Annotated in this window: 16 protein-coding genes and 2 tRNA genes; 7 read left to right on the top strand and 11 right to left on the bottom strand. The window is 54.7% G+C overall.

Features of this window, described 5'->3' with window-relative positions; genetic code table 11:
* The gene (locus tag A3L14_RS10010; RefSeq protein WP_055430278.1) at positions 1-783 is read right to left on the bottom strand and encodes a M48 family metallopeptidase; all 783 of its coding nucleotides are present in this window, start codon (positions 781-783) and stop codon (positions 1-3) included.
* A 6-nt stretch (positions 784-789) separates the two neighbouring features.
* The gene (locus A3L14_RS10005) at positions 790-1,155 is read right to left on the bottom strand and encodes a BlaI/MecI/CopY family transcriptional regulator (RefSeq protein WP_055430277.1); all 366 of its coding nucleotides are present in this window, start codon (positions 1,153-1,155) and stop codon (positions 790-792) included.
* 143 nt (positions 1,156-1,298) lie between these two features.
* Here A3L14_RS10005 and A3L14_RS10000 point away from each other — a divergent pair.
* Positions 1,299-1,376 (top strand) — tRNA-Arg (locus A3L14_RS10000).
* Positions 1,377-2,219: 843 nt separating this feature from the next.
* Here A3L14_RS10000 and A3L14_RS09995 read toward each other — a convergent pair.
* Positions 2,220-2,297: transfer RNA gene (locus A3L14_RS09995), tRNA-Val, on the bottom strand.
* Positions 2,298-2,339: 42 nt separating this feature from the next.
* Positions 2,340-3,134, bottom strand: a complete 795-nt coding sequence (dph5, locus tag A3L14_RS09990) for a diphthine synthase (protein WP_055430311.1) — start codon at positions 3,132-3,134, stop codon at positions 2,340-2,342.
* A 101-nt stretch (positions 3,135-3,235) separates the two neighbouring features.
* Between dph5 and A3L14_RS09985 the strand changes: the two genes are divergently transcribed.
* Complete coding sequence (locus A3L14_RS09985; protein ID WP_074631514.1) at positions 3,236-3,967, top strand: helix-turn-helix domain-containing protein; 732 nt, start codon at positions 3,236-3,238, stop codon at positions 3,965-3,967.
* On the opposite strand, the gene A3L14_RS09980 is transcribed toward A3L14_RS09985, so the two are convergent.
* Entirely contained in the window at positions 3,964-4,752 is a 789-nt protein-coding gene (locus tag A3L14_RS09980) for a 4-phosphopantoate--beta-alanine ligase (RefSeq protein ID WP_074631512.1), read from the bottom strand. The two genes, A3L14_RS09985 and A3L14_RS09980, sit on opposite strands and share 4 nt — an antisense overlap.
* A 150-nt stretch (positions 4,753-4,902) precedes the next feature.
* Between A3L14_RS09980 and A3L14_RS09975 the strand changes: the two genes are divergently transcribed.
* Positions 4,903-5,751, top strand: coding sequence for a sulfide/dihydroorotate dehydrogenase-like FAD/NAD-binding protein (locus A3L14_RS09975; RefSeq protein ID WP_055430310.1), 849 nt, complete (start codon positions 4,903-4,905; stop codon positions 5,749-5,751).
* Positions 5,752-7,197 carry an NADPH-dependent glutamate synthase gene (gene gltA, locus A3L14_RS09970; protein WP_055430309.1) on the top strand — a complete coding sequence of 482 codons (1,446 nt, stop codon included), beginning with the start codon at positions 5,752-5,754 and terminating at the stop codon, positions 7,195-7,197.
* Positions 7,198-7,238: 41 nt separating this feature from the next.
* Here gltA and A3L14_RS09965 read toward each other — a convergent pair whose 3' ends face one another.
* The gene (locus A3L14_RS09965) at positions 7,239-7,703 is read right to left on the bottom strand and encodes a hypothetical protein (protein ID WP_055430308.1); all 465 of its coding nucleotides are present in this window, start codon (positions 7,701-7,703) and stop codon (positions 7,239-7,241) included.
* 129 nt (positions 7,704-7,832) lie between these two features.
* Between A3L14_RS09965 and A3L14_RS09960 the strand changes: the two genes are divergently transcribed.
* Entirely contained in the window at positions 7,833-8,729 is an 897-nt protein-coding gene (locus A3L14_RS09960; protein ID WP_055430307.1) for an MBL fold metallo-hydrolase, read from the top strand.
* 1 nt (position 8,730) lies between these two features.
* Here A3L14_RS09960 and A3L14_RS09955 read toward each other — a convergent pair whose 3' ends face one another.
* Positions 8,731-9,426 (bottom strand): hypothetical protein, encoded by a 696-nt coding sequence (locus tag A3L14_RS09955; protein WP_055430306.1) that lies wholly within the window; start codon positions 9,424-9,426, stop codon positions 8,731-8,733.
* A 134-nt stretch (positions 9,427-9,560) separates the two neighbouring features.
* On the opposite strand from A3L14_RS09955, the gene A3L14_RS09950 reads away from it, so the two are divergent.
* Positions 9,561-10,733: a nicotinate phosphoribosyltransferase gene (locus A3L14_RS09950; RefSeq protein WP_055430305.1), complete on the top strand. Its 1,173-nt coding sequence runs from the start codon at positions 9,561-9,563 to the stop codon at positions 10,731-10,733.
* A 116-nt stretch (positions 10,734-10,849) separates the two neighbouring features.
* Here the strand turns inward: A3L14_RS09950 and A3L14_RS09945 are convergent, their stop codons facing one another.
* From A3L14_RS09945 to A3L14_RS09935, 3 genes are all read right to left on the bottom strand, one after another.
* On the bottom strand, positions 10,850-11,053 hold the full coding sequence (locus tag A3L14_RS09945) for a ferredoxin (protein ID WP_055430304.1): 204 nt from the start codon (positions 11,051-11,053) through the stop codon (positions 10,850-10,852).
* Positions 11,054-11,183: 130 nt separating this feature from the next.
* Complete coding sequence (locus tag A3L14_RS09940; protein ID WP_055430303.1) at positions 11,184-11,714, bottom strand: metal-sulfur cluster assembly factor; 531 nt, start codon at positions 11,712-11,714, stop codon at positions 11,184-11,186.
* A 61-nt stretch (positions 11,715-11,775) separates the two neighbouring features.
* A complete protein-coding gene (locus A3L14_RS09935; RefSeq protein ID WP_055430302.1) occupies positions 11,776-12,516 on the bottom strand; it encodes a hypothetical protein in 741 nt (246 codons plus the stop codon).
* 109 nt (positions 12,517-12,625) lie between these two features.
* Between A3L14_RS09935 and bpsA the strand changes: the two genes are divergently transcribed.
* Complete coding sequence (bpsA, locus tag A3L14_RS09930; protein WP_055430301.1) at positions 12,626-13,681, top strand: N(4)-bis(aminopropyl)spermidine synthase; 1,056 nt, start codon at positions 12,626-12,628, stop codon at positions 13,679-13,681.
* A gap of 18 nt (positions 13,682-13,699) precedes the next feature.
* On the opposite strand, the gene A3L14_RS09925 is transcribed toward bpsA, so the two are convergent.
* Entirely contained in the window at positions 13,700-15,469 is a 1,770-nt protein-coding gene (locus A3L14_RS09925; protein WP_055430300.1) for a prenyltransferase/squalene oxidase repeat-containing protein, read from the bottom strand.
* Positions 15,470-15,509: the final 40 nt, after the last annotated feature.

Raw genomic sequence — 15,509 nt, 5'->3', positions numbered from 1 at the left:
TCACTGCACGCGCTGGTTGAACATGTTGTTGCCGTTAATCTCCACGAGTATCCTAAATATCCTCTCGTCATAGCTTGGGTGGGTCTCTATTATCGCAGGCTTCTGCTTTCTCTCTATCGCTGGCTCTATGCTAGGCAGGGCACTCAGTCTGACGCCAACCCTCAGGTCTTCGTAGTACTTGAGCTCTTCGAGGGCGTGTTTGAGGCTCATCGGCACGTCCAGCAGTCTGAGCGCTGTTTCATCCGCCTGGAACTCTCTGCTCTTAAGGAAATTGGCCCTGGCGACCTCATAGAGGGCGTAGAGGAAGAGGGCCGCTACTGTAACGGCCGATGTATGGGCGAGAAGTATGAGCACTCCAGTGAACACCATCATAAGGAATCTGCCGTAGGCGAGCACGGGGAATATCTTTGTGTCTCCGTTCTTTATGTGGCCGAGCTCGTGGGCGGCAACGGCGAGTATCTCGTCGCTGTCGAGAACCTCAAAAAGCCCCAGGGAAAGGACTATCGTGTTCTTGAAGGAGTATGCGTTGGGTATGTAGTCGTCCAGGATGTACACCCTGGGCATTGGGAGCCCTGCCTTTTTGGCCATCTCCGCTATGCCGTCGTAGAGCCATGGAATTTCGCTCCTCTGAAGCGTCAGGTAGCTGCCCTTAACGTCCTTGGTTGAGACCCAGAAGTACAGGAGAAGTATGGAGCCGAAGGCAGCCAAAGCTATCCTGAGACCCAGCTCTTTAAGGGCTATCACGGCCAGTATGACTTCGAGGGCCATGATAATGAACAGCATTTCCCATCACTTCTTAATTCTGGAGAGGTAGGCGTAGGTCGCCTCCTTGAAGTTCGTCATGAGAGCGTCCAAGATGCTCTGGACGACCCTCTCTTCGAACTCTTCTCTCGTGGTGGTTATGGAGTACACGTATCTCATTCCACCCCTTCCCTTCTCAACGCTCCTCTTGAGAAGTCCGCGCTCGCACAGACGGTTCATGAGGATGCTTATGGTGGAGCGCCTTATGTCCGGATGTTTCACCTTCATGTACTCATAGACCTGTCCCGCCGTTGCCACCTTGACCCTCCACATGTGTTCCATTATCTCAGCCTCAAGGGGCGGAAGAACAGCCTTTATACCCTCCTCGGTGAGCTTGAATTCGTGGGGCCGCATGGTATCACTCCTCCTCTTCCTTGTTCTATGTAGGGCGCCTAAGCTAAAAAGTTTTTGTGCTTTTTGATGCTTTAATGTATAGTTCGGTACATCAAAAGCAGTGATTAGGTTTTTAAATTCACCCGGGGAATACCTATGGGCGTGGGCCGGTGGCCTAGTCGGGACAGGGCGTCGGCCTCCGGAGCCGAAGGTCGCGGGTTCAAATCCCGCCCGGCCCGCCACAACGAAAGACAAGGGGGCTCCGCCCCCTTATCTCTCTGTACTCTCAAACCCCCGAGGTGGGGTTTCACCCCACGTTAAGAAACTTTTCTGGAGAAAAGTTTCATCAAAAATGGCATGCCTTTTAGAGGTGCTAACCTAATTTAAGGGTTTGCTTTAAACTCCATCCTCGTGATAAGGGTTTCTTCTCCTTAGCGCCCTTCGGGCGCTGTTTTTGAGCAAACCTCATTCCAATGGGCTCTCATGAAAGTAAACCCCAAACAAACCTCCCGCTTAACAATGCATGCAACATCTTCAAGCCCCTCTTGGGCAGTCGGAACTTTTTGGTCAAGCTTTGCTTGCGCAAAGCTTGCTGGGGGGCTAACGCCCCCACACCCCTAGAACTTTGCCAACCAAGCCAGCTTTGGGAAAATCAAGCATGAATTCTGAAATCCGCAGGTGAATGAGGGTTTAATATCAAGCCTTGTCATTTGACATTGTTGGGAGTGAAACGCTATCAGATCAACAAGCGTTTTTAGAATTGCATGTCATTTTTCCGCCAGCGCTGAAACTTTGCCTGCGCAAAGTTTCATCAAAGTTTGTGATTCTTTCGTGGATTGCTGTTTAGGAGGTTTTCACTTGAATTGGCAGTTCTGTTTGGGATTCTTTTGGCCTACGCGTCTAAAATGGGTTCGGGCTTTTTAGCGCTCCTTCGGAGCGCGAGTTGAAGTCGAACCCGTTAAAGAACGCTCTTTTGACAATGAATCCAAAGTACAATCCGACCACTGAAAAACCCACTAAAAATTTAGCCACTCAAAAGGAATCACGACCTTTTGATCAAACTTTTCGCCAGAAAAGTTTGTAACTGGTGGGCCCGCGGGGGTTCGAACCCCGGACCTCCGCCGTGTGAGGGCGGCGTCATAACCAGGCTAGACCACGGGCCCTTCCCGGAATTAGTGGGCGGAGGGGAAAATATAAAGCTTTCGCTAAGTTTCGTCGAGTATCTCTTTAGGAGCCCCCGCGAAGGCCACCAGGTACTCTGCCTCGACTACGTGGAGCCTGCCCGGAACGACCATAACGTGGGGCTGTCTCCCGAAGTCTTCCTTGATCATGTCCCGAACGTAGCCGGCTTTAAGCGTCGGGTTCAGCGAGCCAGCCCTCGCAAGAACCACTACCAGCGTGTCCGGGGTGAAGACGTTTTCCTTCTTCATATCTTCCACCTGGAGGAGTATTTCCATCGCCTCGTTTGCCGTCATGTAGCGGTTCTGGTCGGCCTTTATGTCGAGGAAGAGCATCGTGTGAAGGCCTCTCTCCTGGTTCTCCCTGATTACGTCGTAGTGACTCGTGGGGAACCAGTTCTTCTCGGGGTAGGCAACGGTTGCGCTCTTGCCAAACTTATATATCTGCAGTCCGGTTATCGCTATCGCCGAGTAGATGCTAGGGGCGTGGATGACGTAGCTCTCGATTCCTAGCTCCTTGGCCCGTATCCTGAGGTCGGAGTGCGTCGTCGCCACCATCGGGTCGCCGGCGGTCAGAAAGGCCACATCCTTCTCTCTGGCTTTGTTCAGGACGATGCGCTCGAAGTAAAGTTCGACCTCCTCCCTGCTGAGCCTTCTGATAGGCTTTCCAATGAGCTCCTCAACTCTGTCCAGCGTTGTTCCGGCCAGCAATGACGTATAGAACTCGGCAAAGACAAGATCGCACTTTCTGGCCACCTCAAGTCCTTTGAGTGTGATGTCCTTTTCGTCGTAAAGACCGAGGCCTATGAAGTATATCGCCATGACCATCACCGGGGAGCGTAGGGCGGGGAGTTTTTAAGCTTGAGGGCAGGGTGTTAGGCAATTGCCGAAAAGCTTATAACGATTGACGAATATTCCTCATCATGCTTGAAAAGGAGAAAGAAGCCTTGGCTAAGAGGATAGCGGGGGAAATAACCCTCTCCTCCGACCCTGGTAAGACCATGCGCAAGTGGCGCGAGATATTCGGAATCAGCCAGACTGAGCTGGCGGAATACCTCGGCGTCTCTTCCTCCGTCATAAGCGACTACGAGGGGGGCAGGAGGAAGAGCCCTGGTGCCTCAACCATAAGGAAGTTCGTCGAGGCTCTCCTGGAGATCGACGAGCGTCGCGGTGGAAACGTCATAAAGGCCTTCAGCAAGACCATCGGGAGCGAGCTTCCGACGAGCGCCATCCTTGACATAAGGGAATTTGCCCTGCCCCTCACGATTAAAGACCTGGTGGGCGCCGTAAAGGGGGATGTCGTGGCCAACATGCACCTCCTCGACAGGCAGATTTATGGATACACCGTCGTTGACAGCATAAAGGCGATCCTTGAGATGAGCAGCGAGGAGTTTCTCAAGCTCTACGGCTGGACGACTGAGAGAGCGCTGATATTCACCAAGGTAACGACAGGAAGAAGCCCGATGATAGCCGTCCGCGTCCAGGGACTCAAGCCGGCAGTTGTCGTCCTTCACGGCGTTAAAAAACTCGACGAGCTCGCGGTCAAGCTGGCCGAGCGCGAGAGGGTGCCCCTGGTGGTCTCCCATGCCTCCAGCGAGGCCGAGCTTATAACGAGCCTCAGAAGGCTCGTCGAAAAAACGGAGAGAGAGCTCTAAGCCTCCAGCTCCTTCTTTCTCCAGACACCACCCTCAGCGAGCTTTGTTAGTCTGTCCCTTATATGGATCAGAACGTCGCTTAGTGTTTTCTCGTTGTCGTATTCTTCGAGTATCTCCAGTAGCTCCTCCCTGCTGTAGTCCTTCATCTCCCTCGCCAGCTCCGTCATTCTGGGATACGCGCGGACTATATTGTCAACGATGGTTATGTCGGCCATTCTGGCACTCCTTGAGAGCGGGTTGAGGTCAACTGTGATCACGAACTTGCCCATCCTGACGAGGGCTTCCGTCCTGTCGCCGTCTTCCAGAGGGACAACGACCACATCTGCTTTCCATATTCCCTCCTCGTCAACCTTTCCCCTCTCATGTTCAAGACCAGGAATGCGCTTCGTGGGGTTTATCCCGAGGAGCTCAACATCTGGGTCGTACTTTCTCAGCTCCTCCGCTATCGCCTTAACGCGCTCCTCGGTGCGGTAGAAGAGGTTTATTTCAAGCTTTGCGCCAAGGGCCTTGGCGAGCTCTATGGTCTCCTTTGGGACTAGTGCTGCAACGTTCCCGTTGACCGAGATGACTGGGTGCTCCGCGAGGAGCAGTTTGGCCACTGCGGCCTTCATTGCATTCTCGGCTGGTTCTATGGTTCTTTCGCCGATAAGGTAGTCGAAGGCCTCACCCCTGCCGTGCGCTATGAGGCCCGCTTTAGCCGTCATGCCCTTTTCCATCCCTTCAATGATCTTTTCCCGGTAGTACAGGCTCCAGTACCTGGGATGACTCTTTGGGATCTCCACCATCTTGGCCACCACCGGTAGTTGGCGCCCCGGGGTAAAAGCCTTTCCTATGGTCTGGGAGTTCTGAACCTTTGGTTTTAAAAACGCATATAAAATCCAAACGTTCTAAACTAAGCGTGGACAACTTTGAGCACGTGATCAAGGTGGTGCATCATGGGGTATGTCATAACGGAAAAGGAAAACCTGAGCGCCATCGACTTTTTCATGGAGGTCGAGGCGCCCCATATCGCCCGCTCGTGGAAGGTGGGGCAGTTCGTGGTTCTGATTCCCGATGAAAAAGGTGAGAGGGTCCCTATGTCCGTTTACTATGCCAAAGACGGGAGAATAGGCATGTTCATAAGACGGCACGGGAAGACGACACTCAAGCTCTGGTACGAGTTTGACGTTGGGGACGAGCTCCTCAGCGTTACGGGCCCCCTTGGAAAGCCCATAGAGGTGAAGCACTACGGAAACGTTGTTTTCGTGTCGGACGCTGTCTGCGCCCAGGCTGAGAGCTACGCCACACTCAAGGCGATGAAGGAGGCCGGCAACTACACCATAGCAATTCAGACCTTTGAGAACGAGGCCAACGTTTACCCCGAGAGGTACCTGGCGAAGCCCGTGGCGGATGAGCACTACCTCACCACCGAGGACGGGAGCGTTGGGATAAAGGGACACTACCTGGACGTTCTGAAGGAGCTTATAGAGAGAGACAAGGTGGATATAGTCTTCGGCGGCGGAAAGCTGGGCTCCCTTAAGAAGCTGGCCGAGCTCACAAGGCCCTACGGAATCCCGACCATCGTAACGGTCAGGCAGATAATGGTGGACGGAACCGGGATGTGCGGCTCGTGCAGGGTTCTCTACGGTGGGGAGATAAAGTTCGCCTGCAGGGACGGGCCGATGATGGACGCGCACAAAATAGACTGGGACGACGCGATAAAGAGGAACGCACGCTTTGCAGAGCAGGAGAAGATTGCAAGGGAGAGATACATAGCTCAGCTTAAGGCCAAAGGGGTGATCTGAATGGCAGTCAAACCAAAGCTCATCAAGGAGCGCGTTCCTACTCCGGAAGTCCCCGTGGGGGAGCGTGTTAAGAGCTTCGTTGAGGTCAACCTGGGCTATGACTTTGCTTCCGCGGTGAAAGAGGCGGAGCGCTGCATACAGTGTCCGCCCGAATACGCCCCGTGCATCAAGGGCTGTCCCGTCCACATAAACATACCAGGATTCATAAGGGCCCTCCGTGAGAACTCCGACAACCCTGACGAGGCCGTCAAGAACGCCCTGCGTGTAATATGGAACGACAACACATTGCCGGCCGTTACCGGCCGCGTCTGTCCGCAGGAGGAGCAGTGTGAGGCGCCGTGCGTCATGGGCAAGGTCGGAGACCCGATAAACATCGGTAAGCTTGAGAGGTTCGTTGCCGATTACGCAAGGAAGCACGGGATAGAGGAGGAGCTCCTCAGGGAGTTCATGGCCAACGGGGATGGGACGAAAGGCCGGGTCGCCGTGGTAGGAAGCGGGCCCGCTGGTCTGACCTGTGCGGGAGAGCTTGCAAAGATGGGCTATGAGGTTACCGTTTTTGAGGCACTCCACAGGCCCGGGGGAGTTCTCATCTACGGGATCCCCGAGTTCAGGCTTCCGAAGGAGATACTGGATAAGGAGATAGCCAAGCTCCGTGAACTCGGTGTCGAAATAAAGCTCGACCACATCGTCGGAAAGACCGTCACCCTTGAGGAGCTCCTTGAGGAGTACGACGCCGTATTCATCGGAACCGGTGCGGGAACGCCCAAGCTGCTCAACATACCGGGCATACTCCTTGACAGGATATACACCGCCAACGAGTTCCTGACAAGGATCAACCTCATGAAGGCCTACCTGTTCCCGGAATACGACGAGCCGATAGCTGTCGGAAAGAAGACCATCGTGATTGGGGCCGGAAACACCGCCATGGACGCGGCCCGCTCCGCATTGAGGCTCGGAACAGAGGTAACAATAGCATACCGCAGGGGAAGGGAGGACATGACGGCCAGGATTGAGGAAATCCATCACGCCGAGGAGGAGGGAGTCAAGTTCGAGTTCTTCCTCAACCCGGTTGAGTTCATCGGCGACGGGAATGGCAGGGTTAAGGCCGTCAAGTTCGAGAAGATGCGCCCGCTTGAGGAGCGCGATAGGAAAGGAAAGCGCAAGATAGTCGGCACCGGCGAGTACGTCACGCTTGAAGCCGACACCGTCATCATAGCGATCGGCCTTGAGCCCAACAGGATAATAAGCGAAGAAGCCACCGGCCTCAAGACGAACCCCGATGGGACGCTTGTGGTGGACGAGAACCTCATGACCAGCATTCCCGGTGTCTTCGCCGGAGGAGACGCCATCAGGGGTGAGGCAACAGTTATCCTCGCGATGGGTGATGGAAAGAGGGCCGCAAAGGCTATAGATGCCTACATCAGGCAGAAAAAGGCGAACGCCTAATGCCTGGCTTTTCCTGTTTTCTGCCCTTCCATTTCTAATGCCTACCACTGCCTCTTTCTGTCGCCGAAGAAAAACTTCATGAAGCCCGAGAAGTCCTCGCCGCGGAAGGCCGCGTAGAGCTCCTGAGTCTCCTCTGGAGTGAGCCACTCGATGTGCTCCGGGACTCCCTCCTCGAATATGTAAAGAATCTCGTCGTCCTTTCTGGCCACGTCGAGGGTGTAGATCTTCTTTCCGTGCTTCCTGGCCAGTTCAATCTCCCTGACGACGAGGGAGGTGAACTTGCCGACTATGGCTATCGCCACGAATATCTCCGCCTCGGGAATCAGGTGGTCGGTGTTTCTGAGGCCGTAGTCAGAGGGGATTACAAAGTTGTTCGAGCCGAGCTTTTCCTCCAGGAGCTGGAGGATGGCCTTCTCCGTGTGGGTGTGGTAGAGTATCGTGGGCTCGCTCAGGTACACGAGCGGGCCGTGAGTTTCCTTCTTCTTTCTCCTGAAGAATCCAAGCATGGAACCACCTCAGGTGGGGATAATGTCATCATCTTGGCATCAGGAGGGATGACACTCCTCATCGGTCAACTTCCACTAACGGGCAGGGCTTATTAAGGTTTGGCCTGAAAATTCTATGTGGTGGGGGATATGAGAATCATTCCGTTAGCCTCCGAGAGCCTCGGCGTGAGAAGCCTGGCAACGTTCGTGGAAGCCGGAGGAATAAAAATCCTCATAGACCCCGGTGTCGCTCTTGGGCCGAAGCGCTACGGCCTCTCGCCGGCGAAGATTGAGATAGAAACGCTTCACAGGATGCGCCGCAAGCTCCAGGGTTACGCTAAGAGAGCGGACGTGGTGACAATCTCCCACTACCACTACGACCACCACACGCCATTCTTCGAGGGCCTCTACGAGAGCTCCAGCGAGGAGTATGCGAGGGAGATATACGAGGGAAAGCTCCTCCTCATAAAGCATCCGCGAGAAAACATCAACTTCAGCCAGAGGAAGCGCGCCTGGGCGTTTATGAAGAACGCCGAGCCGATAGCGGAAAGGGTGGAGTTTGCAGACGGCAGGAGTTTCGACCTCGGAGGTGTTGCATTGGAGTTCTCGCCGGCGGTCCCACACGGAAGCGAAGGCTCAAAGCTCGGCTTCGTTGTGATGGTCATGATCGACGACGGCTTCCGCTTAATACACGCGAGCGACATCCAGCTCCTCAACAGAAAGGCTGTGGAGTGGATAATTGAGAAGGTTCCAGATTTGCTCATAACAGGTGGTCCCCCAACGTATCTCGGCAAAAGAGCGGAGGGAAGCTGGGAGGCAGGTATTAAAAACCTCAACGAGATAATCCGCGAGACTGGAGCAGATATAATACTCGACCACCACATCGTCAGGGATAAACGCTATCCGAAGTTCTTTGACGAGCTGGAGAAAAGCCCCAAAACGTTCGCGGGCTATCTACGGGTGGAGGACAGACCGCTCGAAGCATACAGGCGGGAGCTTCACGGAAGAGAAAGGGGTGAGGAGGTAGAGCTTCCCTTTGAACTCTAAACTACTCCAGCCTCTCAGCCGGCACAATCGCCTGGAACATCCTCTGGGAGAATCCAGGGGCTAAGCTCTTTAAAAGAACCGTGTTCTCCATCAGGCTCGTTCTGTCCATTATGCCCTCCGTCAGGATCACGTAGTCGCTGACGCTGACTATCCAGGAGTGGAGATCCCTTGGCACGGTGTCCCGGTTGACTATCAGGATGCTCCAGTGTTCGTACCCCAGCCCCACGAGCTCCTCAGATTTTACAAGGTATGTCCTCAACACTTTCTTAAGGAACTCCCCTCCAAACAGCTCGTAGAGGCCGTCTATAGTCGCTATCATACCGACGACCCTGCGCTTGCGGAGGTCGTACCTTGACGCTATTTCCTTCATTATCACCTCGATCCGGGGTATCAGCAGTGTTCTGTCCGCAGTACCAAGTCTGTATACAAAGTCCAGCTCACTTTCTTCATCGAACAGGTTAATGACTGCCATGTGCCCGCTGGTACCCGCTCCCACAAGATCAAAACCTACAGAGCGGGCCCGCTCTATCAGCTTTCTGACGGGAACAGTCGTGTTCATGATGATTCCAAATGTCCCCCTTTCAATTTCATCCCTGAGGTATTCCATGCCGAGTCTCCATCCAAGGCTGTACTGGCCGTAGGAGACCAGCACGATCCCCCCAGGTATTACTTCTCCAAGGCTAATATGTGGTTCCATTTCTCCCCACCGGCCATATCTCAACGGACACAGCTAATAACGTATGTGGTACAACGCTCGATTTAATCCCCGTGTGGCCCCGTACGGGAAAGCCTTAAATCGGATGGCGAGAACTCCCTATCAGGTGAGGAGAAATGAGGGACTTCTACATCGCCCACGAGGACGATATCAAAGCCGGAAAGACTACTGACGTTTACTTCATCAGGACGAGGAAGATACTCGTCGAGAAGGGCATCCACAGGAAGGTTTTCGCAGATGTAACGACGACTTCTCTCCCAAAGGGCTGGAAGTGGGGGGTTTTAGCTGGAATCGAAGAGGTCGCCAAGCTCCTCGAAGGCCTGCCGGTAAACGTCTACGCGATGCCTGAAGGCACGATATTCCACCCCTACGAGCCGGTTATGCAGATCGAGGGCTTTTACGAGGAGTTCGGCGTCTATGAAACTGCTTTACTCGGAATGCTCAGCCAGGCGAGCGGTATAGCCACCGCGGCATTGAGGGTAAAGATAGCGGCGAACTTCAAACCGGTCTACTCCTTCGGGATAAGGCACATGCATCCGGCCATAGCGCCGATGATAGACCGCTCTGCATTCATAGGCGGCTGCGACGGGGTTTCCGGTGTCTTGGGGGCGGAGATGATGGGGGAGAAGCCCGTTGGAACCATGCCCCACGCGCTCATCCTCGTTGTCGGCGACCAGGTGAAGGCCTGGAGGTACTTCGACGAGGTCGTTGAGCCTGAGGTTCCAAGGACGGCTCTGGTTGATACGCTCTGCGACGAGAAGTTCGAGGCCTTAATGGCTGCTGAAGCCCTCGGCGAGAGGCTCACAGCGGTAAGGCTCGACACGCCAAGCTCAAGGCGCGGTAACTTCAGGAAAATCATAGAGGAGGTTCGCTGGGAGCTCGACCTGAGGGGCTACGATCATGTTAAAATCTTCGTCAGCGGGGGCCTAAACGAGGAGAGCATAAGGGAGATAGTCGATATAGCGGACGCCTTTGGCGTCGGGGGCTCAATAGCGAGCGCAAAGCCGGTTGACTTCTCCCTCGACATAGTTGAGATTGAGGGGAAGCCGCTCACCAAGCGCGGCAAGCTCAGCGGGAGGAAGCAGATATACCGCTGTGAAAACGGCCACTACCACCGCGTTCCGGCGGATAAAAAGCTTGAGAAATGTCCGGTCTGTGGAACCAAGGTCGAGCCGCTTCTCAAACCGCTCATCGAGAACGGGGAGATAGTGGCAGAGCTGCCGAAGGCGCGGGAGATAAGGGAGTACGTCCTTGAGCAGGCGAGGAAGTTCAACCTGACGCTTGAGTGAGCGGCTCTATTATCATTTCCCTTTTCTGCCAGGAGAAAGCCCTGTTGATGTCACCCACTATAGAACAGGAACCAGCCGGAAGTTCCAACTTAAGGAGTAAGGAAAAAGAAGAGGCTTCAGGCCTCCTCGATGTAGATACAGCTGACCGGACAGGCCTCGGCGGCCTCAACAGCGCAGTTGTAGAGGTTCTCGTCCTCAATAACCTCGACGACAGGAACGCTCTTGCCCTCGTCGTTCATCTCAAAGACGTCCGGGCAGAGGCTGGCACAGATGGCATCTCCGATACAAACGTCCTGGTCAACCCTAACCTTCCACGCCATGGAGCATCACCGGATTTAGATGAACTCCGGGGAATATAAACTTTTCGTCGAAAAATGGGCTGCTGAGGGCGAAGATCCGTAGAAAGAGGGAGAAAACGGCTCTTCGATGAACAAAAATTGGCAGGGTGGGTCAGAAAAGCCCCAACCTCTTTTTGTACTCCTCGCTTATCATCTCCGGGCTCCAGGGCGGGTCGAAGGTGAGCTCAATTTCGGCGTCCTTGACGCCTGGTATCTCCAGTATCTTATCCTCTACAGCCCTGAGGATCCACATGGTGAGCGGACAGCCCGGGGTCGTCATCGTCATCTTGACGTAGACCGTGTTGTCCGGCCTTATATCGAGTTCATAGATCAGCCCGAGGTTGACGATGTCCACGCCTATCTCGGGGTCTATGACCTCCTTGAGCTTTTCCAGTATCACATCCTTGTTCAGCTCGACGTTTTCTTCCGTCTTTTTCTCCCTCTCGCGGTTTATCGTTATGGTGCCAACCCCCTCAATCTTTCCGAGCTCCGTGTTGAGCTTTATAAGCACGTCGTCAATGTTCGGGGTGTCCTTCGCGAGGGTGACAGTCACGTTGCCCTTTTCATCAACCTCTATGGATTTTACGAAATCCTCATCAACTATTCCCCTGATGATATTTTCAACTTCCTCTTTTGTGACCATATTCACCACCTGGGTGAAGTTCAGAGAGACACATTTAAACCTTTTGGGTCAGAAATGTGTATCAAAAGGATAGGATGTCGAATATCAGCCTCTCCGCCATCTCAGGTGTAAGTGCCCTGGCCCGGAGCTCCCTCAGGACCCTCTGGATGCCGAACCTCTTAAGCACGGGGGAGTTCTTCGCGGCCGACCTCCAGAGGGTGCACCCGAAGCCGAGGGCGTATTTCCGGCCGAGGGTCGCTATCGCCTCGCCCTTGTCGAGGGCCAGAAAAGCCGGAAGGTTCAGAACCACTACGTCCCCTTTTCTGTATATGGATATCAGGCCCGAGCTCAGCAGGTCTCCGCTCGCCACTATCTTTATACCGTTCTCCCTGGCGTAGTCTTCGATTGCATTCATGACCATCGCGTGACAGCGGCCGCAGACGGGTGCCCTCTTCCTTATCTGCTCCTTCATCTCGTCCATGTATCCCGGAACCTCAACGAAGACTGCACCCTGTGTCATGGCGTTGAGGAGAACCGGCTCCCTCATCTGCGGGAGCTTTGCCATAACTGGCACAACGTCGAAGCCTGCCCAGCGGAGTATTTTGAGGGACGCCGTGCTGTCCGAGCCGGCGGAAAAGGCAAGGGCTATCTTGACGTCGATAGGTGAGCGGCCAAACTCCTTTCCAGTTAAGCGGTACTCTACAAGGGCTTTCAGACGGGAATAGGCCTCTTCGCCGATTTCTCCCCTAACCCCCTCAAGGGCGTCCAGGTTGTACTCCAGGCGGTAGCGTTTTACGAAGTCGTTCTCGACTGGCCTTATCATCGGAGACCCAATCGGGGAACGGTTTATTAAACTTGCCGCTGGGAAAACCTTAAAAGAGTCCCACCTTAACCCCGTCCGCGAACAAAAAATGCTTCTGGAGGTGCTTGTGATGAGGGAGATAGTGGAGAGGGTCATGGAGAAGACGAGCATCCCCGTTTACGAGAGAACCGTCGAGAACGTTCTGAGCGCCATCCAGGCGAGTGGTGACGTCTGGCGCATCGTCGACCTCAGCGAGGAGCCGCTTCCGCTCGTCGTTGCAGTTATTACCACCCTCCACGAGCTCGGCTATGTGGCCTTCGACGGCCCGAGCGTTGTCCTCACCCAGAGCGGCAGGAAGCTGGTGGAGAAGTATGGAATAGGCGCCAGAAAGGACTACACCTGCTCCCACTGCGAGGGCAAGACAGTGGAGCTTTCAGCTTTCAGCGACCTCCTTGAGCAGTTCAGGGAGATAGTCAAGGACAGGCCCCAGCCCAAGCACGACTTCGACCAGGCCTACGTTACCCCCGAGACAACCGTCGCCAGGATAGCCCTGATGCACACCCGCGGAGACCTTGAGAACAAGGAAGTCTTCGTCCTCGGAGACGACGACCTCACGAGCATAGCCCTCATGCTCAGCGGCCTTCCCAAGAGGATAGCCGTCCTCGACATTGACGAGAGGCTCGTCAAGTTCATCGAGAAGACCGCCGACGAGCTCGGCTACTCGGACATCGAGATGTTCACCTTCGACCTCCGCGAGCCGCTCCCCGACTACGCGCTCCACAAGTTCGACACCTTCATCACCGACCCGCCCGAGACCGTTGATGCGATAAGGGCCTTCGTCGGAAGGGGTATAGCGACCCTGAAGGGCCCTGGCTGTGCCGGCTACTTCGGAATAACGAGGCGCGAGAGCTCGCTCGACAAGTGGAAGGAGATCCAGAAGGTTCTCATCAACGAGTTCAACGTTGTAATCACTGACATCATCAGGAACTTCAACGAGTATGTGAACTGGGGCTACGAAGAAGAAACAAGGGCCTGGAAGCTCCTGCCGGTCAAGGTCAAGCCGACCTACAACTGGTACAAGAGCTACATGTTCAGGATTCAGACGCTCGAAGGCTCGAAGGGCTTCGAGGAAAAGATAGAGCTTGGAGACGAGCTCTACAACGACGAAGAGGCTTCAACGACATGAAAAATTAAAAGGCTATGCCTATCTCCTCTTCCCCTTTTCCTTGCGTTTCTTTCTTCTCGCGATGAGCACCGCCATGACTATCAGGGCGGCACCAGCGCCGATGTACAAGTATGCGGTTCTCCCGTTCCCCTCTGCCTCTTCCATTGCCCTGAATCCCTTCACGGCGTGGGCCTCTATCACCAGTGGGTTTTGCGACGGGTATACCACCACGTAGCCGTCCAATCCGGTGGTTTCAGCGGTGTCTGTTGAGTTGCCGATGTAGGAACCATCCCTCACGAGCAGGAACGTGGCGTTGGTCAGCCTAACGGTTCCGTCTTCCGTCCCAGGCGCGGGTATATCCGCGTAGAGTATCTCCCTGAGGAACGAAACGCCCCGGGTGTAGGTGCCGGTGTTCGTGAGTCCTGCCTCCTGGAGCGCCCAGAGAACCTTTGCCGTCGATGTCAGTCCGGCCACTGAACCCTGGGTGTACGGGAAGGCGCCGTTGGGATACTGCCTCTCAGCGAGCAGGTTCAGGGTTTCGTTGAGCTCCTTCTCCATGCCGAACTCCCTGAAGACTATAAGGGCGTAGGCGAAGTAGTAGGTGGGGACGTTGTAGTAAACGGGGTTTCCGGTTTTTGGGTCCTTCGTTTTGAGCATCCATGTGAAGTTGCTGGAGAGATAGCCGAGGGAGGCATCGTAGTCGTGGCTGACGTTCAGCCCCCTGAGCACCCATACCACGTACTCGGTGTTGTAGAAGTCCCTCCAGACACCGTTTTTGGCAGTGCTTAGAAGATACTCCACCTCGTTCGAGTAGTTTTGGCCGAGGGTGGCTTTTATCCGGGCAATTTCGGCAATTTGCCACGGGAACAGCCCCGAATAGTTTGAGGGGAGTTCGGGGGTCAGGTTGCAGAGCAGATAGTAGTCGGCCAGGATTACCCTCTCCCAGTCGTCACCGGGGGTTATCTTCCCGAGATACGGACACGCGATGCTTCTGAGGTCTTCAAAGCCCCCCACCTTGGAAGCGCTCAGCAGGTCGAGGACTCGGTAGTGGAGAACGCCCCAGAACCCGAAGTGTTCCTTTTCGAGCAGTTCTTGCCTGTATTTCTCATCTCCCGTCGCATAGAGTGCCATGGCTATGGCCACGGTGGACTCAAAATCATCATGGAGATCAACCTTTTCTCCGAGATACGCGAGGGCAAAGGCGCGGTAGGCTTTCAGGTCGCCTCTGAAGTCCATCTTTTCGAGCTCCTCCTTCCTCCCGAGGGCCAGGTAGCCAAATATCCGCTCTGTATCGGTCTTCGGTTCGGCCCCCATCAGCCAGCCTTCGGCCCGGTTTATGGCCTCTTTCACCTGCTTTTCGAAGCCGGTGAGGTTTTCGTTGATGTATCCGTTCAGAAATTCCCTGAGGGCGATTAAAGCGAGCGCTGTCCCGGTGTAGTCCTCCCATGATCCGTCGGGGTTCTGCTTGTATATCAGCCAGTAGGCGGCGCTGTTCAGGACATCGTGGTAACGCCCGCGGGCGATGTTTTCACCGCGCATAAGGGCGAGCATCGCCATTGCCGTGTACTTTGCCATGTGCTCTTCCCCGTAGGCAATCCCCCATGAATCAAAGGGCGTCCTCATGGTGAGGAGCCATTCGCATCCTTCGAGAACCCTACCATAGTCCCCGGTTTGGTAAAGGGCAAGAACCGCAAAGGCGGTTTCGGGAACGGTTGGTTTGTAAACGTAAGGCTCGATTTTAGCGCTCCCCTGCGGAAGGGATAATCCGATGATCATGAGGACAAGGGCTACCCCAAGAATCCGCTTCATTCCGACCACCTCAAAGGGAAAAGAAAAGGGGTGTTAAAAA

It is taken from the genome of Thermococcus thioreducens, assembly GCF_002214545.1.
GTDB classification, from domain to species: Archaea; Methanobacteriota_B; Thermococci; order Thermococcales; family Thermococcaceae; genus Thermococcus; species Thermococcus thioreducens.
The sequence above is the reverse complement of the archived record's forward strand: the minus strand, read 5'-3'. Positions and strand labels throughout refer to the sequence as shown.